Source organism: Bacillus salipaludis (assembly GCF_030938565.1).
GTDB classification, from domain to species: Bacteria; Bacillota; Bacilli; order Bacillales; family Cytobacillaceae; genus Neobacillus; species Neobacillus salipaludis_A.
Map to the genome: position 1 here is coordinate 109,961 of NZ_JAVGVR010000001.1, position 20,498 is coordinate 130,458.

General features: G+C 40.2%; 17 protein-coding genes and 3 pseudogenes. 9 read left to right on the forward strand and 11 right to left on the reverse strand.

Annotation, left to right across the window (positions count from 1 at the left end; genetic code table 11):
* The first annotated feature begins 275 nt into the window (after window positions 1-275).
* Together RCG21_RS33740 and RCG21_RS33430 are read left to right on the forward strand one after the other, a co-directional pair.
* Window positions 276-604, forward strand: a pseudogene (locus tag RCG21_RS33740) (transposase).
* Window positions 605-749: 145 nt separating this feature from the next.
* Window positions 750-922 (forward strand): annotated as a pseudogene (locus tag RCG21_RS33430) (IS5/IS1182 family transposase); the annotation flags it as partial.
* 330 nt (window positions 923-1,252) lie between these two features.
* Here the strand turns inward: RCG21_RS33430 and RCG21_RS00510 are convergent.
* From RCG21_RS00510 to xylA, 5 genes and pseudogenes are all read right to left on the reverse strand, one after another.
* Window positions 1,253-1,879, reverse strand: coding sequence for a polysaccharide deacetylase family protein (locus RCG21_RS00510; protein WP_308912685.1), 627 nt, complete (start codon window positions 1,877-1,879; stop codon window positions 1,253-1,255).
* Between the two features lie 16 nt (window positions 1,880-1,895).
* Window positions 1,896-2,879, reverse strand: coding sequence for an aldo/keto reductase (locus tag RCG21_RS00515; protein WP_308912686.1), 984 nt, complete (start codon window positions 2,877-2,879; stop codon window positions 1,896-1,898).
* 18 nt (window positions 2,880-2,897) lie between these two features.
* Entirely contained in the window at window positions 2,898-3,935 is a 1,038-nt protein-coding gene (locus RCG21_RS00520) for an aldose epimerase family protein (RefSeq protein ID WP_308912687.1), read from the reverse strand.
* A 46-nt stretch (window positions 3,936-3,981) separates the two neighbouring features.
* Window positions 3,982-5,480: pseudogene (xylB, locus tag RCG21_RS00525) on the reverse strand (xylulokinase).
* A 67-nt stretch (window positions 5,481-5,547) separates the two neighbouring features.
* Window positions 5,548-6,879, reverse strand: coding sequence for a xylose isomerase (xylA, locus tag RCG21_RS00530; protein WP_308912688.1), 1,332 nt, complete (start codon window positions 6,877-6,879; stop codon window positions 5,548-5,550).
* 306 nt (window positions 6,880-7,185) lie between these two features.
* On the opposite strand from xylA, the gene RCG21_RS00535 reads away from it, so the two are divergent.
* Window positions 7,186-8,346 (forward strand): ROK family protein, encoded by a 1,161-nt coding sequence (locus RCG21_RS00535; RefSeq protein ID WP_308912689.1) that lies wholly within the window; start codon window positions 7,186-7,188, stop codon window positions 8,344-8,346.
* Window positions 8,347-8,488: 142 nt separating this feature from the next.
* Entirely contained in the window at window positions 8,489-9,478 is a 990-nt protein-coding gene (locus RCG21_RS00540) for a glycoside hydrolase family 43 protein (protein WP_308912690.1), read from the forward strand.
* Between the two features lie 351 nt (window positions 9,479-9,829).
* On the opposite strand, the gene RCG21_RS00545 is transcribed toward RCG21_RS00540, so the two are convergent.
* Window positions 9,830-10,270, reverse strand: a complete 441-nt coding sequence (locus tag RCG21_RS00545) for an SRPBCC family protein (RefSeq protein WP_308912691.1) — start codon at window positions 10,268-10,270, stop codon at window positions 9,830-9,832.
* A gap of 469 nt (window positions 10,271-10,739) precedes the next feature.
* Between RCG21_RS00545 and RCG21_RS00550 the strand changes: the two genes are divergently transcribed.
* Window positions 10,740-11,696: a DMT family transporter gene (locus tag RCG21_RS00550; protein WP_308912692.1), complete on the forward strand. Its 957-nt coding sequence runs from the start codon at window positions 10,740-10,742 to the stop codon at window positions 11,694-11,696.
* A gap of 332 nt (window positions 11,697-12,028) precedes the next feature.
* Here the strand turns inward: RCG21_RS00550 and RCG21_RS00555 are convergent, their stop codons facing one another.
* The gene (locus RCG21_RS00555) at window positions 12,029-13,030 is read right to left on the reverse strand and encodes a GH25 family lysozyme (protein ID WP_308912693.1); all 1,002 of its coding nucleotides are present in this window, start codon (window positions 13,028-13,030) and stop codon (window positions 12,029-12,031) included.
* A gap of 36 nt (window positions 13,031-13,066) precedes the next feature.
* Window positions 13,067-14,188, reverse strand: a complete 1,122-nt coding sequence (locus RCG21_RS00560; protein WP_308912694.1) for a hypothetical protein — start codon at window positions 14,186-14,188, stop codon at window positions 13,067-13,069.
* A gap of 406 nt (window positions 14,189-14,594) precedes the next feature.
* Here RCG21_RS00560 and RCG21_RS00565 point away from each other — a divergent pair, with 406 nt between their 5' ends.
* Window positions 14,595-15,068 (forward strand): hypothetical protein, encoded by a 474-nt coding sequence (locus RCG21_RS00565; protein ID WP_308912695.1) that lies wholly within the window; start codon window positions 14,595-14,597, stop codon window positions 15,066-15,068.
* Window positions 15,069-15,251: 183 nt separating this feature from the next.
* Window positions 15,252-15,452, forward strand: a complete 201-nt coding sequence (locus RCG21_RS00570; protein ID WP_028401851.1) for a cold-shock protein — start codon at window positions 15,252-15,254, stop codon at window positions 15,450-15,452.
* 216 nt (window positions 15,453-15,668) lie between these two features.
* On the opposite strand, the gene RCG21_RS00575 is transcribed toward RCG21_RS00570, so the two are convergent.
* Complete coding sequence (locus RCG21_RS00575; RefSeq protein ID WP_308912696.1) at window positions 15,669-15,872, reverse strand: 5'-nucleotidase C-terminal domain-containing protein; 204 nt, start codon at window positions 15,870-15,872, stop codon at window positions 15,669-15,671.
* 436 nt (window positions 15,873-16,308) lie between these two features.
* On the reverse strand, window positions 16,309-17,781 hold the full coding sequence (locus tag RCG21_RS00580; RefSeq protein WP_308912697.1) for a DHA2 family efflux MFS transporter permease subunit: 1,473 nt from the start codon (window positions 17,779-17,781) through the stop codon (window positions 16,309-16,311).
* 961 nt (window positions 17,782-18,742) lie between these two features.
* On the opposite strand from RCG21_RS00580, the gene RCG21_RS00585 reads away from it, so the two are divergent.
* Both RCG21_RS00585 and RCG21_RS00590 read left to right on the forward strand, forming a co-directional pair.
* On the forward strand, window positions 18,743-18,976 hold the full coding sequence (locus tag RCG21_RS00585; RefSeq protein WP_308912698.1) for a hypothetical protein: 234 nt from the start codon (window positions 18,743-18,745) through the stop codon (window positions 18,974-18,976).
* Window positions 18,973-19,101: a hypothetical protein gene (locus RCG21_RS00590; RefSeq protein WP_308912699.1), complete on the forward strand. Its 129-nt coding sequence runs from the start codon at window positions 18,973-18,975 to the stop codon at window positions 19,099-19,101. The genes RCG21_RS00585 and RCG21_RS00590 overlap by 4 nt, the downstream gene beginning before the upstream one ends.
* A 276-nt stretch (window positions 19,102-19,377) precedes the next feature.
* On the opposite strand, the gene RCG21_RS00595 is transcribed toward RCG21_RS00590, so the two are convergent.
* Complete coding sequence (locus tag RCG21_RS00595) at window positions 19,378-20,493, reverse strand: PepSY-associated TM helix domain-containing protein (protein ID WP_308912700.1); 1,116 nt, start codon at window positions 20,491-20,493, stop codon at window positions 19,378-19,380.
* Window positions 20,494-20,498 lie beyond the last annotated feature (5 nt).

Here is a 20,498-nt window from a genome sequence, read left to right on the forward strand (position 1 = left end):
AGCCTTTTATTGTATTCTCCTACTTTAATAATTAAACGCGTTAAATCGTTATAGTATTATTAATATATATGCTTTTCAACAGGTCCGTTGATTTTCGCTCCAGGCGCTTCGCTTTCCGCGGGCGTGCCGGGGAGCCTCCTCGTCGCTTCACTCCTGCGGGTCTCCCCTGCCCCGTACTCCCGCAGGAGTCTTCGCGCCTTCCGCTCCAATCAACTCTGCGGTATTAATTTAAGACCTCCTCTAAACTAATAAAATAAATATAAGTGTTGAAATTAATGTTTAAGCCAAAAGAGTTTAACCAAATTAATTATGGATTTGTGTCTATTGATGAACTAGTTCCGGACGATCACCTTCTGTGTTTAATTGACAAATATATAGATTTTTCATTTCTTTTAGAAAAAGTTCATCCTTTTTATAGCGAGGATAACGTCCTACCTCCAATCCCCTCCTTCTTTTTAAAATGATGTTCATTGAGTATCTAATTGGAATTTGTTCTGAAAGACAACTTGATAAAGAAATTAAAATGAACATTGTCTGCCTTTGGTTTTCAGGTTTAAATTCCATAATTCGGTTTCACATCATTGTGGGAACTATGAACCCTTGATTGTTCCTGATTTCTTGCTTTTTTCACGTTCATGGGCACTTTGAGCCCCTGATTGTTCACGATTTCTTGCTTTTTTCATATTTACGGGCACTATGAGCCCCTGATTGTTCTCGCTTTCTTGCTTTTTTCACGTTCACGACGATTAGTTAGGTTAAATCGTTTGTATAAAATCGGTAAATTTCTTTATGAATTTAGAAAGGAAAAAAGTGAGCGAAGCTTCGCTCACTCAAAAGAGCTGCATGCTTCGCTACTGGCGGTTACGGGGATCGAATGAATATAAGTGCACAGACTCTCCTATCTGCAGCCTGCCAAATTTAAAAAATATTGTCTCACTCTTAGCCAGGCTAGAAAAAGGTGTGTGGCAATACATTTGGTTGATTCTCACCCTGTTGATTGGAGCGGAGGGTGCGAAGACTCCTGCGGGAGTACGGGGCAGGGGAGACCCCGCAGGAGCGAAGCGACGAGGAGGCTCCCCGGCACGCCCGCGGAAAGCGAAGCACCCGGAGCGGAAATCAACGGGCCAGTAGCAGGTACAAATATTTAATGAAAAAGCGATAGCTTAGATTCTGACAAAATAAAAATTGCCGAGAAAAATACCCTTTTCGACAATCTGAGGAAGCGTAATCACTTTAATTACGCTTCCTTTTTTTATTTTAAATCTGACAACTTTAATAGTTCGCTTACGGTGACAAGTTTGTAGCCTTGGGCGGTTAATTCAGAAACAAGCGTCCCTACCGCTTCTATTGTTTGTGAGCGGTCTCCATAACCATCATGAAAAAGAAGGATACTGCCATTTTTCACACAGTCTCTTGTTTTTTCCAGAATATGCTCAACCCCGGGCATGTCCCAGTCCTGGGCCTCCAGATTAAGAGCACCAATCATGGGGTAACCCTTTTGCTCCAAAATAGAAACCGTTTCATCATGGTAATCAAGGTAAGGCGGGCGAAAGACGACGGGCTTTTGGCCTGCCAAATCCTCGATTAATTTCTCTGTCCGTTCGATTTCCTTTAGACATTCTGCCGGGCTTAATTCAGTTAACTTAGGGTGACTGTAAGTATGATTCCCAATTTCATGCCCTCGTTCCCAAACCTGTTTAACAATGGCAGGATTTGCAATGATTTGCTCACCGATCATAAAAAATGTCGCTTTACCTTCTGCGTTCGAAAAAATCTCTAACACTTGTGGAGTATAAATGGGATTAGGACCATCATCAAACGTAATGGCAACTGCCTTTTGCGGTACAGGTACTTCATTCATTAAACTTTTTTCCCCCATTGGAATCTCTCCATTCTTAATAAGGGCCTCTGATGAAATCCTTTACTGATTCCTGATAAAAGCGTTCAATTACTTGCTTTTCTTCTTCTGAGAATGCTTTTGTCTCTAGTGCTGTTAGATTATCCTCAACCTGTTTGATATTTTTAAAACCTGGAATAATACAAGTAATTTCTTTTTGATCTAAAATCCAGCGCAGTGCGGCACTGGCCATAGACTTTCTGCCCACAGCAATCCACTTAAGCTGGTCAGCCAATTCCACACCCTTGCTGAAACCCAAACCGGCAAACGTTTCCCCAACATTAAATGCCTCGCCATTTTCATTGAAACGGCGATGATCATCCGCTTCAAACACGTGATCTGCGGTAAATTTACCAGTCAGCAGTCCGCTCGCAAGCGGCAATCGGATGAGCAATCCTACCCCTTTTTGATAGGCTTCCGGAATTAATTTTTCCAGCGGTTTTTGGCGGAACATATTAAAGATGATTTGCAGGCTTTTCACATTCGGGTGTTCCAAACAAATCAGCCCTTCTTCCACCGTTTCCACACTGACCCCGTAGTGGCGGATTTTCCCTTCACGCTGCAGGCGGTCAAGCACTTCAAATACTTGGCCATCTTTCAAAATCTCAGTAGCAGGGCAATGGATTTGATATAAATCAATTGCTTCTCTGTTCAAGCGGCGGAGACTGTCTTCACAATAAGAACTGACTTTTTCATAGCTGTAATTTTGCGGGTCAAAAATATCTCCCTGCCGGCAGAATTTCGTAGCGATATAAATCTGGTCTTGCTTGCCTTTTGCAGCCTTAGCCAATAATTCCTCACTGTGGCCGTCCCCATATACATCGGCCGTATCAAAGAAATTAACACCTTGTCCAATCGCATAATCTAAAGACTTCAACGCTCCTGTATCATCGGTCTTTCCCCATGCACCGCCGATGGCCCATGTTCCAAAACTGACTTCACTTATCATTATTCCGGTATTCCCTAGTTCACGATAATTCATTTTCTAAACTCCTTATCTCTATTTTTCAATCCCAAACGTATATATGGTCGTTGATGAATAACGCTGATCTTTATCTAAAATGGCGGATGGAAAATGAGAATGATGGACCGCATCAGGTAAGCCTTGAGTCTCCAAGCAAATACCAAGGTATTTGCTTGATTGTACTCCCCGGAATTCACCTTCTGTTTTTAACGAATTACCTGAATAGACGACAACCCCAACTTCATCTGTTTCAATGGTTAAAATACGACCGCTTTCAGAATCCTTCAAAACGATCTCCTCAGCATGGTTTGTGTTTAATAGAAAGGGATGATCGTAGCCATTCCCAACTAATATGTTTTGTGGATGAGCAGATGTGATTCCTGTTTCTATTACCCTTTCACTTGTAAAATCAAATGGCGTATTTTTCACGTCGATAAAAACACCGGTTGGAATAAACCCCTGATCGAGTTCTAAAAACTGATCACTCTTCATGGTTAACGTGTGATTCAATATATCCCTTTTTAAGTTACCACTTAAATTAAAATAAGAGTGGTTCGTAACCGCTAGCAGGGTTTTTTTATCGGTTTGGGCCTCATAGTTAATTTTCAATTCATTATCGTTATTTAGAATATACGTTACCCGGATTTGCAAATTCCCAGGGTATCCTTCCTCACCGTCAGGACTGAAATAGGAAAAACAAACTCCATCTTCCATCATCTCTGCATCCCAAACAACCTTATCAAATCCTCTTATGCCGCCGTGCAAATGGTTGTTACCATCGTTTTTTTCAAGGGTGTACGTTTTACCATCCAATTCAAAAGAGCCGCCTTTAATTCGTCCACCTACTCTTCCTACCACAGCACCAAGAAAATAGGGATCTCGAAGATAATCATTTAATTGATCATGCCCAAGGACAATATTTTCGTAATGTCCATTCTTATCAGGAACCACTATTTTCGTTATAATGCAGCCATAATTAATGGCAGTAACTTCTACACCATGATCGTTAACCAATGTGAACGAAGAGACAGACTGATCATCGATTTGACCAAAATGTTCCTGAATAACTTTCATTTTGATTCTCCCTCCCGTTTAATCAAACTGCTTTATCCTGATTATGTTACTTTCTAAATTTACTTAATTGCTCATTTAATTTCTTCGTTTGCGCGTAAACTTGTTGATAGATATTAAATAGTTGCTTGTATGCTTCGACATTTTCCGGAATCGGATTATAGGTTTTTGAGGTTTGAATAAAACTTTTTGCACATTCTTTAAGTGACGGGAACCAGCCGCAGCCGTATGCTGCCAGCATTGCCGCACCCATTCCGGGACCTTGTTCGCTGGTTAGCTTTTCAATCTTTGCATTGAAAATATCTGCCTGCATTTGCAGCCATGTTTCATTCTTGGCACCGCCGCCGATTGAAATGATCGAGTCAATTGTCTTGCCGCTGCTTCTAAAGATTTCGATGGATTCGTTTAAAGAGAAGATAATCCCCTCAAGAACAGCACGGGCAAAATGCTTGCGCTCATGGGAAGCGTCCACACCAATAAAGCTTCCACGAATATTCGGGTCGGCATGCGGAGTTCTTTCTCCCACTATATATGGAGTGAATAACAGACCGCCAAGCCTGCAGGTACTTCATCCGCACCTTCTAAAAACTGATCAAACGCTTCTTCTTTTGCAAAGGTATCTTTAAACCAGCTTAAACTATAGCCGGCAGCCAAGGTTACACCCATCGTATAATAGGCATTTTCTTCACCGTGGTTAAAGTAATGAACCTTTCCATGAAAATCAAGGTCATTTCGTTCTTCATAAGAAAGGACCACACCAGAGGTGCCGATGCTGCACAATGTTTTACCTTCTGATAAAATGCCGGAGCCAATTGCACCGCAGGCATTATCCGCACCTCCAGCAAACACTTTGGTGGCTTCCGATAATCCTGTTGCCTGAGCAAACTCAGATGTAACATTCCCAACCAATGCATGAGATTCCACGAGTGGCGGACAGATGTCGGGGGATAGGCCAAATAATTCTAACATCTCATTGCTCCATTCCCGCTTCGCCACGTTTAACAATAAAGTCCCTGCAGCATCAGAATAATCCATATGTATATTCCCGGCAATCCGATAACGCAGATAATCCTTTGGCAGCATAAAAACACCCGCACGCGCAAAAAGTTCAGGCGCTTCTTTTTTTACCCAAAGAATTTTCGGCAACGTGAAGCCTTCTAAAGCAGGGTTTTTCGTTACCTCCAATAAACGCTGTTTGCCAACCACATCATAGATCTCCTGACATTGTTTCGTCGTCCTCGTATCATTCCACAAGATTGCGTTTCGAATCACTTGATTGTTTTCGTCTAACAAAACAAGGCCGTGCATCTGTCCGGAGAAAGAGATGCCTTCGATATCGTTTACATCGCCATCAAATTGTGCTATCAATTCGGCTAATCCAGCCTTCGTTTTTTCCACCCATTCTTCAGGGTTTTGTTCACTGTAACCTGATTTTTCAATTATCAGAGGATAAGATTTAGACACTTCATTGCATACTTCACCATTTTGATTCACAAGTAAAATTTTCACAGCACTTGTTCCGAGATCAACACCAATGACATATTTCATTTCCCATCATCCTTTTCTTCTATAAAAATGTGCTGGAGTAAACTACTGCCAGCACATTTTTAGTCATTTATACAGTTACACTTGATAGAGTTTCAAGCAGGTATTGGTTAATTAAAGCTTTTAGGCGCTCTGTTCTGCCTGATTGATTTTTGATTTCTGTTAATTGAAGGGCATAGGCTTCAAGCTCACGGAAGTTTGTTTTTCCTTCCACGATCTCTAAACCGATTCCTTTTGTATAACTGCTGTAACGCTCTTCAATAAAGCTGTCAAGGGCCTTATCTTCAATCAACTTGTTGGCTACTTTTAGACCGATCGCATAGGCATCCATCCCCGCAATGTGTGCGTGGAATAAATCTTCCGGCTCAAACGAACCTCTTCTGACTTTTGCATCAAAGTTCATGCCGCCGCTGCCTAAGCCGCCATTTTTTAAGATTTCATACATGGCTAATGTGTTCGTGTAAAGGTCTGTTGGGAACTCATCTGTATCCCAGCCAAGAAGCATATCACCTTGGTTTGCGTCAACAGATCCAAGCATACCGTTAATACGAGCAACACGCAGTTCGTGTTCAAAAGTATGCCCCGCAAGTGTAGCATGGTTTGCCTCGATATTGAACTTGAAATAGTCTGTTAAATCATATTTTTGCAAGAAGGCTAGACCAGTAGCCACATCGAAGTCATATTGGTGTTTGGTAGGCTCTTTTGGTTTTGGTTCGATTAAGAATGGAACATTTAAGCCAATTTCCTTCGCATAGTCAACAGCCATATGGAAGAATCGTGCCAAGTTGTCCTGCTCAAGCTTCATATCCGTGTTTAAAAGCGTTTCATACCCTTCACGGCCGCCCCAGAATACATAGTTTTCAGCACCAAGCTCTTTTGCCACTTCAAGGGCTTTTTTCACTTTTGCTGCAGAATAAGCAAATACATCCGCATTACAAGAAGTTGCTGCACCATGTACATAACGCGGGTTGGAAAACATATTAGCCGTATTCCAAAGCAGTTTTGCTTTGCTTGTTTTCATGTATTCTTTAATCATCGCAACAATTACATCTTGATTTTCGTTTGTTTCCTTCAACGTGCTTCCTTCTGGAGCAATATCTACATCGTGGAAGGCAAAGTGGGGAACATTTAATTTTTCGAAAAATTCAAATGCCGCTTCAACACGTGCTTTTGCTAAATCTAATCCTTTTAGGTGGTCCCAAGGACGGATTGCTGTACCTACACCAAATGGATCCGTACCATCGGCTGTAAATGTGTGCCAATATGCAACAGAAAAGCGAAGAATTTCCTCCATTGTTTTTCCATTCATTTTTTCTTCCGGATTATAATACTTAAATGATAAAGGATTCTTGGATGTTGCTCCTTCAAATTTGATTTTGTTAACGGTTTCGAAATAAGCCATGCGGTTATTCCTCCTAGTAAATTTATGGTTTCAGATTAATAGTGTAAAGGCTCTCAAAGGTTTCTTTATTTAATCTTTAAACCTTTATTTAATCGAATTATAGCACCCTAAACTTGGTTTGTCTATCAGACAAACTAAGATTTTTAAAAATTTTCCTCTTTTACCTTTCATCCCTTATTTATTTGGGAATAATTTATAAATATGAATATCTTGAATTCAGTATACCATCTGTATTAAAGTTTGTATATCCAATAGACAAAGTTTGTGCTATGCTAATATTACTACCAACTAAGGAGTTTTTTATAAGTGGAAACCATTACATGGAATCAACAGGTTGTCAAAAAAAATAATAAAGCACTCGTTTTACAATTAATTATGGAAAAGGAGCCCATTTCACGGGCAGACATTGCCCAAATATCAGGACTAAATAAGACTACCGTTTCCTCTTTAGTAAACGAATTATTAGAGGAAGAACTTATTTATGAATCCGGTGCAGGAGAATCAAGCGGCGGCCGGCGGCCCGTTATCCTGCATTTTAACAAAGTAGCCGGATATGCGATTGGGATCGATATCGGAGTAAACTATGTATTAAGTGTTCTCACCGACCTAAAAGGCAATATTCTCATTGAAAGAAATCAGTTTGTTAACCGGACTCCCTACCCTTCCATTATGAGCATCGTTCAAAATATGATTCAGGCCTTAATGGATGAAATGCCTGGCAGCAGATATGGAATTGTTGGGATCGGAGTCGGTGTACCTGGGATTGTACACAAAGAGGGTGTGATTCTTCTTGCCCCCAATTTAGGGTGGACAAATATCCAATTAAAGAACGACCTGGAGAAGCTTTACCAAGTCCCCGTCATCATTGAAAACGAGGCAAATGCAGGAGCCTTTGGCGAGCAGCAGTTCGGCGCCGGCCAAGACTTCCAAAACATTATCTATGTCAGCGCCGGAATCGGAATCGGTGTAGGGATTATTTTAAACAAAGAATTATATCAAGGGAAAAATGGCTTTTCTGGAGAAATGGGACATATGATTATTGATCATAACGGTAAGCCATGCAGCTGTGGCAGCAGAGGATGTTGGGAAACCTACGCTTCTGAACATGCGTTGTTGGAGATGGCTGACAATAAACCGGATTCTCTTGAGGCTTTGATAGAAGAAGCAAAAAATGGGAAGGAAAATGCACAAAATCTCTTTAACCAAATAGGCATTTACCTAGGATATGGGATTAATAACATCATTAATACATTTAACCCTGATCAGATTATTATTGGGAACCGATTAGCATTGGCAAAAGAATGGATTGAACAACCGATACGGACGACGATTAAAAGTCATGCACTAGAATACAATCAAAATGAATTGCAAGTAGATTTCTCGAAACTTGAAAAGTATTCAGCTGCATTGGGTGTATCTGCTTTTGTCATTGAGAATTTTATTACAGGGAAAGCAAAAATGGCATAAATTTCTTTTTGGCGCTAACGATCCTATCATCCTATTCTGGTTTTTTTAAGTTGAAAAAGTTAGTTTTTTGGATATACAAAGTCAATTCACTTTCGTTATACTAAATTTGTAAATATTCTATCACTAGTATGGGAGAGATATTATGTGTAAAAACTCTAAACCGAATAAACCTTTAGTTACACATATTTTTACGGCAGATCCTTCTGCACATGTCTTTGAAGGAAAGCTTTATATTTACCCTTCTCATGATCTCGATCATGATGGCCCTTCGAATGATAATGGCGACCAATACGCGATGGAAGATTACCATGTTTTATCGATGGATGATCTAACCGCACCCTGTGTAGACCACGGCGAAGTGCTCCATTTAAAAGATGTTCCTTGGGCAAGTAAACAGCTTTGGGCACCCGATGCAGCATACAAAAATAATATGTATTATCTATTTTTCCCTGCAAGAGATAAAGATGGCATTTTCAGAATGGGTGTCGCGACAAGCCCTGATCCATCAGGACCCTTTACACCAGAGGAAAATTACATACCAGGAAGCTTTAGTATTGACCCCGCTGTGTTAGTGGATGAGGATGAAAGAGCCTATGTTTATTTTGGGGGCCTTTGGGGGGGACAGCTGGAAAAGTGGGCAGAAGGATCCTTTAACCCAGAAGCCGAAGGGCCGGCACTAACGGAACCTGCCTTAGGACCAAGAGTAGCTGAATTAAGTGATGACATGCTGACTTTTAAAAGCACCCCCCTCGAAATCTCGATTGTAGATGAAGAAGGAAATGCGATTCTTGCAGGTGACGAGGACCGCAGATATTTCGAAGGTCCATGGGTTCATAAATACAATGGTCTTTACTATCTCTCCTATTCAACGGGGACAACTCATAAAATTGTTTATGCTGTAAGTGAAAATCCACAGGGCCCGTTTGTGTTTAAAGGGACGATCCTTACACCAGTAATCGGCTGGACTACCCATCATTCAATTGTCCAGTTTAAGGATAAGTGGTATCTGTTTTATCATGATTGCTCGTTATCGGACGGCGTGAACCATAAGCGCTCTGTAAAATACACAGAACTAAAATATAATGAAGATGGAACGATTCAAACCATTCACCCCTATGGGGAAAATAAATAGATTGACGGCTGGCCTCATTCGTTGAGACCAGCTTTTTTAATCCCCCTGCCATTTTCACGAATGTTCACGCAACCTTGCTTACCTCTATGTAATTTCAAATATAAAAAACTCTAATACCTTATCTTGATAGGGTCTCCCTCCTTTGTCTGCTTGAAAAAGATCTTGAGTGGGGGTCAGGCCTCGAGAATTCCCGTTCGCAAAAAGGAGGCCATCCATTTTTGGATAGCCCCCTTTCCGCTAATTATAAAATTTCTAGTAAAACTCTTTATCCTTACAATGGTCAATTCAGAATGTTACCATCTTTACTTCGGAGAATAGCTCCAAAATGAAGCGGCTTTCAATCTTTGCAAACTATGAGAATACTACAATTTTACGTGCGATTGATTCTGTTAAACGAGATGCTACTTTTGGAACAGCCCATTTAATAATGGGTGATAACACAGCACCCGAAAGTCCACCTGCTTGGACGTTTACCGTACAAGTCATGGTTGTTTTACCATTAACATCATCTGCAGTAAAGTGACCGCTTCCTGTAAATTTATCTGATAAACCTTTTATTTCAAACTTAATATTTGAAGGTTCATTCCATTCGGTAATATCTACCTGCGCTTGTATTGTTTTTTTAATACTTTTCACACTACCTTCAAATGTCCAAATAGATTGCCTGTCATTAATGATTTCATGTTCTTTATAGGCTGGTACTGACGTTGCCCATTTTTCAAGATCGCTGACATAATCCCAAACTGTATGTACATCTACTGGAATTTCTACTGTATGTGTTCCCGTTGCCATGATAATCCCCACTTTCACTACGTATGAATTGTGAATTTACATTTTTACCAATTTATTATTACATAAAAAGCATAAATTAACCACGGGGAAGGTTCTGCTAGCTTTTTTTGGTAGAAGAAATAAAGGAACTAATTGTCGATAAAACCCAAATTTGTGTTGATATGCTGCCAAAAGTGTTGATATCATCTAATTTTTTGTTGATATCCCGCTAAAAAGTGTTGATATCCGGCCAAAAAGTGTCGATATCTAGTGAAAAAGTGTCGATATCCTAAAAAACTGTTCATCATTCCATTGCTAGTCACCGAAACATAATCCCTTTCCACCCCTCTTCTCAACACAAGGCGGTTCTCATGGTCCAAAAATGCAACAGAACCCATGGTTTTATTTCGACAATCGAAAAAAACACCCCATAACTGGCTGCCATTGTTGTATAATGTTCGTTAAAGTGATAAAGGAAAGAAGTGGAATTATGCCCAAAGCACAGAAATATAAAATTTATTTGCTTTTAGTTTTTGTGATGGCTGCGTGGGGGTTTAATGTCATCGCAACAAAAATCCTTGTCACAACCTTTCCTACGTTGACCATAACATCCATAAGGGTTTTCACCGCAGCTATTAGTGTCTTTCTAATCCTATCTATTTTTAAAATGGTCCGACTGCCGAACAAAAAAGAGTTACGTTATATTCTTGCTGCCGGTTTTTTTAATGTCGTATGCCACCATTTCTTTTTATCGATGGGATTAGCGAAAACCACAGCCTCTAACGGCGGGCTTATTCTAGGACTAGGACCGCTGCTATCGACCATTGTTGCCTTTCTGTTTTTAAAAAGCAGGGTAACGATCCCTAAGATTGTAGGCATCATTTTAGGTTTTTCGGGTGTTGCCTTTATCGTGGCATCAGGAAATGGCGGCTTATCCCTAAGAGGAATCTCAAATGGAGATTTGTTCGTCTTTTTATCGATTTTTACTCAATCGTATAGTTTTGTTCTGATAAAAAAAATCTCCAATACGCTGGATCCGCGCTTGATGACCGGCTATATGCTTCTATTTGGCAGCATCGTCTTATTTTTTATAAGTTTATTTGCTGAACCCGGTGGATTAAAGAAAATTCCGCATGGTTCCTTGGAGGTCTGGATGATTTTTCTCGCTTCGGCTGTCATTGCCACTGCGATTGGACATATGATTTACAACAGTGCGATTGGAAAAGTGGGCGTGACGGAATCGGCGATTTTTATCAATTTGAATCCCTTCTTCGCCTTAGTTGGCGCCGTACTGTTCCTTGGTGAAAAAATCTCCTCCCCGCAAATCCTCGGGTTTCTCTTTATCTTATTCGGGGTTTTATTTGGGTCAGGGGCACTGGAAGAATTCCTCCATCAGTCTAGACTGAAAAAGATGCCTGCTCATCGAGGAAACGTTAAAAATCTATAATCCTATGACAATTAAGCTAGCGCTTGAAGGCTGAAACCTTCAAGCGTCTTTTTGTTTGTAAATTACTTTTATCAAAAAAGAGCAGCCCTTTTTAACACAACAGAAAAGCTTTGTAACCCCTGATACAACAGGCTTTTTTTATAATAAATGATTTAAGAGATGATATTGGCGACAGAATGTTTTATTTTGCCACCCGTTTGACATCCCACCACCAAGGTTTTCTCATACTATTGTCCAGAGTGCATACTAGAACACATAGGGTAATTATGGACAATAGGGAACCGATAAAAATCTATTAAACTCTAAACTTACCCGCTCCCCATTATATTTCGTTACGGAAGTTTCCAAGCTACATCATAGTCATTGGTACCACCATAGTACTGCCAAATTTCTGCCTTTTCGTTTGTTCCAGGGAAATTGCCCCAATACGAATTGCTTGTTGTCAAATCTGAAGGGATGTCACCAGGGTAATGAGCAAGCCAATACGCCCCCGGAGTGCTTGGTGAAAAGTCCCCCATCGTCAGTTTCCAGTTCCCAGTAGACGAATAGGTACCAGGTTTTGCACCTTGTCCATATTGCTTTAGATAATTTACAAATGCGTTATAAATCGAACGATTATTTGCAAAGTCATTGTCCTTCATACCGGTTAAAGCTGATTCCACATCAATAAAAATCACAGGTCTAACTTTCGAACCATATACATTCTTCATAGCTTCATAGGTTTTTAGTGCTAATTTTGCCTGTTGCCTTCCCCATTCACTTGCAGAAGTTCTTGATGGCGCCTTTTGTATACCAGTTAAAAACCAATAGCCGTAAACATAGCTGGCCTTCTGTGCCCTTGCGCTACTGAAATAAATTCCACTTCCCGTGCTTGCATCGAATTGTACTTTGCTGCCATACCCTAACTTTCCTAGATAAAGCTCTTCCCCTTTAGGATTCGCTGATGAAGCGGAATCGGATCCGAATACATATTTTGCAGCGGCCTCAGTTCCATTGGATTCTGCCAATGTTTTTTTGGCAAAGATTGCTGAGTTTGAAGCAGCATGCCTTTTTGCTGTTTCACTGGTATGTACACTTGCCTGCGATTTTACAATTTTGCTTTTTTTCTTATGCTGAACCTTAGCTTTTACTTTCGCTTTAGGCTTTGCAGAAGTTGCTTTTTTGCTGGCTTGCTGTTGGGCACTGTTTACTTGAACAGCTTTAACAGGTTCCATTTTTGTTTTATCAAGTCCAGCCGCTTCAGTAAAATGGCCTTCTGATATAAGTCCAAAAGACAATACTGTAGTGAATACGAAAGATTTTATAATTTTCATTGTGTTACGGTATTTTTTCATTCCAATTTTGCTCCTTTTTAATTTCGTTACATGCTGCTAAATAACGTTAAGAAAAAAAGGAGCTGCTTTTGGTGGTGGTGAAGGTGGAGCATTGATCCATTGATGATAGAACTTAGCATGGCGGGAAGTATAAATCTGGCCAAGGTTTACACCAAAATATTTATCCCAATCAAACCGATTTGCACTAAAGCTTATTGTGCCTGCCCCCGTGCTGAACAGCTCATTTGATTGCCCTCTAGAGGATTGCGTTCGTTGCGAAGGGTTATTCATGATCTCAATGTCCCCAAGATTCTTCCTATTAGGTGGAGTCTTATTTTCATCATCTATTAACGGTTTCTGCGCCAAGGTCAGAGAACTACTCGTCTTTATTGATACTGCGGATTCGGTACCCTCTGTAAAAGCTTCTGACTTAGGATTTAAATCTGAAGACTGGCTGTTGGTTTCCGCCTCAGAATTTGTTTGATTTGAGGAGAGTGACTTAGGGACCTCCGGAAGCTTGCTCGTAACAGCATTTGGCTTTGTTCCTCCTGTTTGTCCTGTATCTTTCACCTCTACAGCCGGTTCTGCGGTTTGTCCTGTATTTTTTACCTTTGCGGCCGGTTCTGTCGTTTGTCCTGTATCTTTCACCTTTGCAGACGGTTCTGCGGTTTGTCCTGTATTTTTTACCTTTGCGGCCGGTTCTGTCGTTTGTCCTGTATGGTTCACCTTTGCAGACGCTTCTGCTGTTCGTCCTGTATCTTTCACCTTTACAGCGGCTTCTGTTGCTTGTCCTGTATCTTTCACCTTAGCAGCCTGTTCTGCTGATTCACCAGCTCTTCTATTCTTTTCTAAAGAAGGCCCTGCCTTTTCAATACTCCTATTGGCCTTGTTTGGTGACCTTGGAACAGGTTTTATTGGTACGGTATGCTGGGTACTAGGATTCGACATTGGTTTTTGAACCACTTCACCTTTACTTTTATGTACGATTTCAGGTGTAACGGGAACTGCTTTTTCCGAAGTCACTGGATATTCCATTTTCTTTAAAGCGCGAGTATGTACTGTAGAATTTTGAGGTCCCGATTGAACGGTGGGTCCGTTTTTCTCGGCAAATGCAATATTGGGCAAGAAAACGGCCGCCCCTAAAAATATACCTACTAGTATAAAATTCCGGATTTGCATAATCTCACCTCCCCTCAAACTTTCTCGGACAGTATTCGACAATGTTTTTAAATTTTTGTCGGTTGTTCGTTCATTTAACAAAGAAAGCGTTCTTTTAACCTAAGCTGGATCTATAATGGATTAGTCGAAATTCCTTGAACAAAGGGACTTTTACTCATAGGTTATAACACTATTTGTTTTGCAAAATAAGAAATGGAGATTGAGAGCATAAACATGTGAATTTTTGATGTCAGAAAGAAAAAGACAGAGTCCGATGAGTAACAAATCGAACGAGATGAGGAAGAATTTGAAGTGTTGGATGAAGGTATAGAGCGTTAACCAAATATTGATCTTGTTCCTTTGGTATTTGAAGGAAATGACTGGTTAAACTAAAGGAGATAAATTACACAGAAAGGGGGAAAAGCTTTTGATACGGAAACTTTGGGTCTTTTTCCTCTTTGCCGTCCTTCTTTTCGCCGGCGGTCTTCACACTGACGGCCAACCGCCGCCGGACCCGATCCAGATGGGGATGAAAAAAGGATATTATGAAGGAATCCATTCAGGGCTTGAAGACCGCCATAATTTTAGGATTTCCCGTGCTTGGCAGCAGATGCCGCCCTCCCAGCTGCGCTTGAACAACAAGAAGGAGGTTGCTCAGTCCCTCATGAAAATAGGACTTCTCCGGGAGGTATACCTCTCCTTTCCCTCTGGCGAAAAATTCGACGCCTACCTGCATGCCCATCCAGAAATGAATGCGGTACAGGCGGCCCAGCGGATACTTGGTCAAAGGTTTGTGACAGCGTACGAAAAAGGCTTCCAGAAAGGGTATGAACAATCCCTCACTGCCTCACCCAAAAAGGCAGCAAACTTCGCGGCCTTTTTGAAGGCGGAAAAAAAATAAATACCATGGGGACGGACCGTCCCCATGGTCTTCTTGCAAATACTTGTGAAAAATGTTAATCTATATAAGAATTATTTTTGTTCGGTGTAAAGGATTGTATGAGTAAAACTTTTCGTCTTGATGATCACTGAGAGCAAGGATAGTAATACAATGTGTGTGTTTACACACTAGGAGGCAACAAAAATGGAAAATGGTAAAGTAAAATGGTTTAACAGCGAAAAAGGCTTCGGATTCATCGAACGTGAAGGTGGAGAAGACGTATTCGTTCATTTCTCAGCTATTCAAGGCGAAGGTTTCAAATCTTTAGAAGAAGGTCAAGCTGTGACTTTCGATGTTGAGCAAGGTCAACGTGGTGCTCAAGCAGCTAACGTGCGTAAAGCTTAATAATAAACCTAACCTTAAGCAGGCTCTTTATAGAGTCTGTTTTTTATTTATCTTAAAAGCAAGAAACCCCACTCACGAATGAGTAGGGTACATGTAAACAGTAAATCAAATGGTAAACAAAGTGTATCACATAATCACCAATTATCCTAATTAACTTTGAATAAACATTTAAAAGCATTCGTAGAGAGTTGCCAAAAATTCATTTAATGTAACTGTCTAGATCCCGTCCATATCCATTTTTGTTCCATCAGATAAATACATATCTTTTACACAATAGGTTTGATTGCATCCAGGGACCTTATTGCAGTCAACGTAAGTGTATTTTATACCCGATGATTGCATGAACACCATTTTATCAGGGTTTAGCCATTGTTCGTTTAAAGCTTCCTTAATTTGACTTCCGTTAATAACGGATTGCATATCTAACCCCCTCCCTGAAATAACCGATATGCCCGTGGCTGAAATGAAACAGTTTTCTGACCTGCGAAGTAAAGGCGATTCTACAATAAGTTTGCGGCGTAAATTATTAGAAATACATCAAAAAAATGTTCTGGAACAAATAAAAGATTTACAAAATAATCTTTTTAAGATTGAAGAAAAAATCAAACATTATAGGGAGTTGGAGGAAAGTAAAGGAAATAACAGGAATAAATCCGTCAATCTTTAAAGATGTTGAAAATGTATGCGATTCTTCAAGATAATGCCTTAGAAGGTTATCGGCAATGAATCACTGCCGCATATACAACACGAAAAAAATGCTGTGTGGTAATTCACACAGCATTTTCTCTATATCCCATTATTAAGAATGCAACAGAAAACAAATCATTTAAACTCCTATTCAGCCAAATCAGAATTATCAATTCGGAGACGGCTGCTTCATATTTAATTCTTGAGATGACGCCCGTTTAAGTAAAAATGAAGCAATCCATGCGATGGCAACTAATCCGAATGCCAGTAAGAACGCACTTTTCATTCCAGCAATCATCGCTAAAATGGGTAAGGTTGAATCATCTTTCATCACCGTATTTTCCATAAAGCGACTAGAGCTATTGGTCATAACAGACACAAGCAATGCTGTTCCGACAGCACCCGCCACTTGCTGAAGCGTGCTGATTATCGCTGTACCGTGCGGATATAACGCAGGGGGCAGCTCATTTAATGCGTTAGTCATAACCGGCATCATAACCATCGAAATACCTAACATTAATAATGTATTGAAAATCATAATGGTGCTGTAGGAAGTTGATAATGTAATAAAAGCAAATTGCCATAAGGTAATCGCAATTAATCCTAAACCAACTAACGCAAGCACTTTCGCGCCGAATTTATCAAATAATCGGCCTGTGATTGGCGACATTATCCCCATAACAATTCCGCCTGGAAGCATGACTAAACCGGCCTTAAACGGACTGTACCCTAACGCATTCTGCAGAAAAATCGGCAGCAGCATCATCGCAGAAAACATTGCCATCATGATAATCATCATGATAAGCGTAGAAAGTCTAAAAATAGTGTATTTAAATGTTCTTAAATCGAGCAACGGGTGTGAAATGGTCAATTGTCTCCAAGTAAACAGCACCAAGGCAATAACACCAATAGCAATCGGGATAAGGACTCCAAGGCTTGACCAGCCCTCAGTTCCGGAGCTGCTGAATCCGTATACAATGCCCCCGAATCCTAAGGTTGAAAGCAAAAGCGAAATCGGATCAATCTTTGGATTCGTCGTTTCCGTTACATTTTTGAGCTTAAAAAAGGCAAAGAGGATGACAAATAGCGCAATCGGCAGGACACCATAAAAGAGAACCCTCCAGCTGTAATGTTCGACAATGATTCCTGAAAGAGTGGGACCAATCGCAGGAGCAAATGTTATGACGATTCCAATCGTCCCCATTGCCGAACCCCTTTTTTCGATCGGTACAATAGAAAATACTACATTGGTTAGTAAAGGAAAGAGCAGCCCGGTACCCGAAGCTTGGAGCACCCTCCCTAATAAAAGCGTGGTAAACCCCGGTGCGATCGCCGCAATAAATGTTCCCACCGTAAACAAGCACATAGCCCCAAGAAATAAGGTTCTAGTGGTAAACCGTTGAATCAAATAAGCAGTAACTGGTATAAGCACTCCGATCATCAGCAGGTATCCCGTTGACAGCCACTGCGCAGTACTCGGTGTGATTCCAATATCATTCATAATTTTTGATAAAGCTACATTTAGCAGCGTTTCATTCAAAATAGCTACAAACACACCAAGAATCATGATAATGACCAATAATAAATTACTTAAGCTCCCAAATGTCCCTCCATTTTGAGAGGTTTCGTTCTGTGTAATCATATTCTTTCCCCTTTCGTTTCCATAAACCTATCCATTAGGATTTTCGATCAAATCCATATGCATGGCTTTATATTTCATTTTCGTGCCAATCCCTTGGTACCCATCCTGTACCATCGTTATGTCCATGTTCTTATTCTATCCAAAATACAGAACAAACATTCGGTATATTCTACCACATATTTTTTAAAAATAAAATGACCTATTTTAACTACTTAACCTCATTGTGTACTGCACAAAGGTTAATGTGAAAAGGACCCACGGGGACGGTTCTGCTGGTTTACTGAGGCAACCTAAAGGCCCTTTAGTCAACAAATTCTACTACATGAAAAGAGTTTCTGTTTCCACCACAATAATAAATGTCCCTCTTCTGAAGAGGGACATTTATTATTTGCAACGAAATCAGTAGCCCCCAGAGATGCTTAGCTCTTCGCATAGACAATGCTTTGCCGGTTTAGTCAGCCGCACCGGTTCTCGTAAGATATTCGCTCATGACCACTTTAAAATTAAGAAGAGAGCGCCTAATCCGTATAAACCGACAAATTCTGATACAAATTTTTTCAATCAAACGTTTGATTAAAACCACCTCAAAGCCTTTTGAAAAACGAACATTGTCTAGTTTCCGAGGAAATATTTTGTCGATAATATTTTCTAGCTTTTCCCGATTTATCTCCCAAACTATCAAACTATGACTTTATCTCGAATAATTGTACCAGTTTCGACAAACTGGGCTTCTATACAAACGTTTGATTAGAAACTGAGTAAATCCTTCTATTGTATAGGTTTCTTAATAAAGAGATGCAAGAAAGTTGTCGGAAGTTTGGACAGTATTAGAGAATTTCCCCCTTAATCGAAATTGCCGCCTATAGAAGGAAAAAGTGTCATCGAAATTGCTGAACTGAATGGAAAAACACCTGAGCACGCCGCTTTCGACCTTTTAATCGAAGAAAGAGGAAGTGTCACAATGGTGATTCATTGGGGACTGGAAGAGGACGTATTGCTCGGCATGTGCCATCCCTTGCAAATGGTTGGCTCCGATGGTATTTTTAGCGGAAAGCGACATCCAAGGTTAACCGGTACCTTCCTAAGGGTCCTGAGAAAATACGTAAGAGAAGATGGAGCATTAACGCTTGAACAGGCCATTCGAAAAATGACCAGTGCTCCTGCGCAATTAATGAGACTTCATGACGGTAGATGATAAAGGTTGGCTATCAAGCCGATCTTGTCGTCTTTGCCCCTGACACAATCGCCGATTGCGGAACGTTTCATAACCCTTTAGTCGGACCAACGGGTATTCACCATGTTCTGTTAATGGCCAGCTAACCGTTCATAATGGTGAATATACTGGTGCAAGAGCCGGCAGGGTCATTCGCCCAGCTGCTAGAACGTAAAAATTGCAGACGGTTCTGCTGTTTCATGATATAGTTTCGAGGTCATAATTTGATATATCTAATAGTAAATTAAAACCCAAAAACTCGCCGGATGATTTTTTGGCGAGTTTTAATCTTTCGTTATACATACTGAGATCATGTCAAATGAGGGCCTCACCCCTAAATATCAAAAAACAAAAGATTTAACGAAAATGAAAACAAGTTTTCATTATGCAGCTTGAACGGTTCTCTTTCTTTGTTTTCTTTTGTTCTTTTTCTTAAACCACCACATATAAGTTCCTGTAATCATGAGAATGGATGGAGTAAGACCGCCAATTGCATATAAAATTTTTGTGAATATTCCTCCAAAAGTTCCTGTATGTAAGGGAAAATGCCATATTTGATAAAGTAGCCCACGGTTTATTTTTGGATCTAACTTTCCTACTATTTTTCCACTATACTGGTCTACCCATACTCGTATGTTTCCATCTCCAGGATCGTAAGAACGGCTAAGGCGAATTTCTACAGCCCCTTCAGACATTCCTTGCTCCATTTTTTCTGGCATTCTAACTTGAGTAATCATTCCATTAGGTACTTCTTTTTCAGCACTACTTAATAAAAGGTCTAGTGGAAGCTTACCAGTTGGAAGAGGCTTAGAAATAAGTTTCTCCTCTGGAGGTGTTACCTTTGCCTTAACGCCAAACCAGCCAAAAAGGGCCTCGTCATATGTAAAAAGAGCACCTGTTAATGAAACAATCAATAAAAATGGCAGGGATACTGCCCCGATGACTTTATGTAAATCGTAATTCTTCACAAAAACGTTTTTATTGCGTCGCATTCTAAAACCACTTGTCCACTTTTTTATTCCTGGCCACCATAAATAGATTCCTGACAACGTGATAAAGAAGAATAGAAATCCAATGATACCGACAATATTCTCACCTTTAAAATCTTCAAGGAGGAGTGATTTATGAAAATCAAGGAGGATATTAAGCAATGCATGATCATCTAATGTTCCATTGATCTCTCCGGTTCCCGGGTCAACATAGATCTCTTGCTGCTTTTCACCCTCTTTCAGACGAAATAAGTAAACTCCTTTCGCATCTGGTTCATCTGGTGTATATACACGTTTAATTTCCCCTTTTGGATATTTGTTTGATACCGTATCCAAAGCTTGTTGGTAGGTTACTTTTTCCCCCTCTGTTACGTTAAATAAATGAGGATTTATAACGTGATTTAATTCTGGTTCAAAAACAAGTACACTTCCTGTTATTCCAATCAGTACGATAAATAAACCTACCAGCATGCTTAACCATAAATGAATTTTTCCAATGATTTTCCGCATATCAT

Bases quoted from the DNA above. Each gene is read 5' to 3' on its own strand.
- RCG21_RS00590 (WP_308912699.1), top strand. From the start codon at position 18,973: ATGATAAAGGTTGGCTATCAAGCCGATCTTGTCGTCTTTGCCCCTGAC.
- RCG21_RS00510 (WP_308912685.1), bottom strand. From the start codon at position 1,879: ATGGGGGAAAAAAGTTTAATGAATGAAGTACCTGTACCGCAAAAGGCA.
- xylA (WP_308912688.1), bottom strand. From the start codon at position 6,879: ATGGCTTATTTCGAAACCGTTAACAAAATCAAATTTGAAGGAGCAACA.
- RCG21_RS00550 (WP_308912692.1), top strand. From the start codon at position 10,740: ATGCCCAAAGCACAGAAATATAAAATTTATTTGCTTTTAGTTTTTGTG.
- RCG21_RS00585 (WP_308912698.1), top strand. From the start codon at position 18,743: ATGGTGATTCATTGGGGACTGGAAGAGGACGTATTGCTCGGCATGTGC.
- RCG21_RS00595 (WP_308912700.1), bottom strand. From the start codon at position 20,493: ATGCGGAAAATCATTGGAAAAATTCATTTATGGTTAAGCATGCTGGTA.
- RCG21_RS00560 (WP_308912694.1), bottom strand. From the start codon at position 14,188: ATGCAAATCCGGAATTTTATACTAGTAGGTATATTTTTAGGGGCGGCC.
- RCG21_RS00515 (WP_308912686.1), bottom strand. From the start codon at position 2,879: ATGAATTATCGTGAACTAGGGAATACCGGAATAATGATAAGTGAAGTC.
- RCG21_RS00520 (WP_308912687.1), bottom strand. From the start codon at position 3,935: ATGAAAGTTATTCAGGAACATTTTGGTCAAATCGATGATCAGTCTGTC.
- RCG21_RS00540 (WP_308912690.1), top strand. From the start codon at position 8,489: ATGTGTAAAAACTCTAAACCGAATAAACCTTTAGTTACACATATTTTT.
- RCG21_RS00545 (WP_308912691.1), bottom strand. From the start codon at position 10,270: ATGGCAACGGGAACACATACAGTAGAAATTCCAGTAGATGTACATACA.
- RCG21_RS00580 (WP_308912697.1), bottom strand. From the start codon at position 17,781: ATGATTACACAGAACGAAACCTCTCAAAATGGAGGGACATTTGGGAGC.
- RCG21_RS00575 (WP_308912696.1), bottom strand. From the start codon at position 15,872: ATGCAATCCGTTATTAACGGAAGTCAAATTAAGGAAGCTTTAAACGAA.
- RCG21_RS00555 (WP_308912693.1), bottom strand. From the start codon at position 13,030: ATGAAAAAATACCGTAACACAATGAAAATTATAAAATCTTTCGTATTC.
- RCG21_RS00570 (WP_028401851.1), top strand. From the start codon at position 15,252: ATGGAAAATGGTAAAGTAAAATGGTTTAACAGCGAAAAAGGCTTCGGA.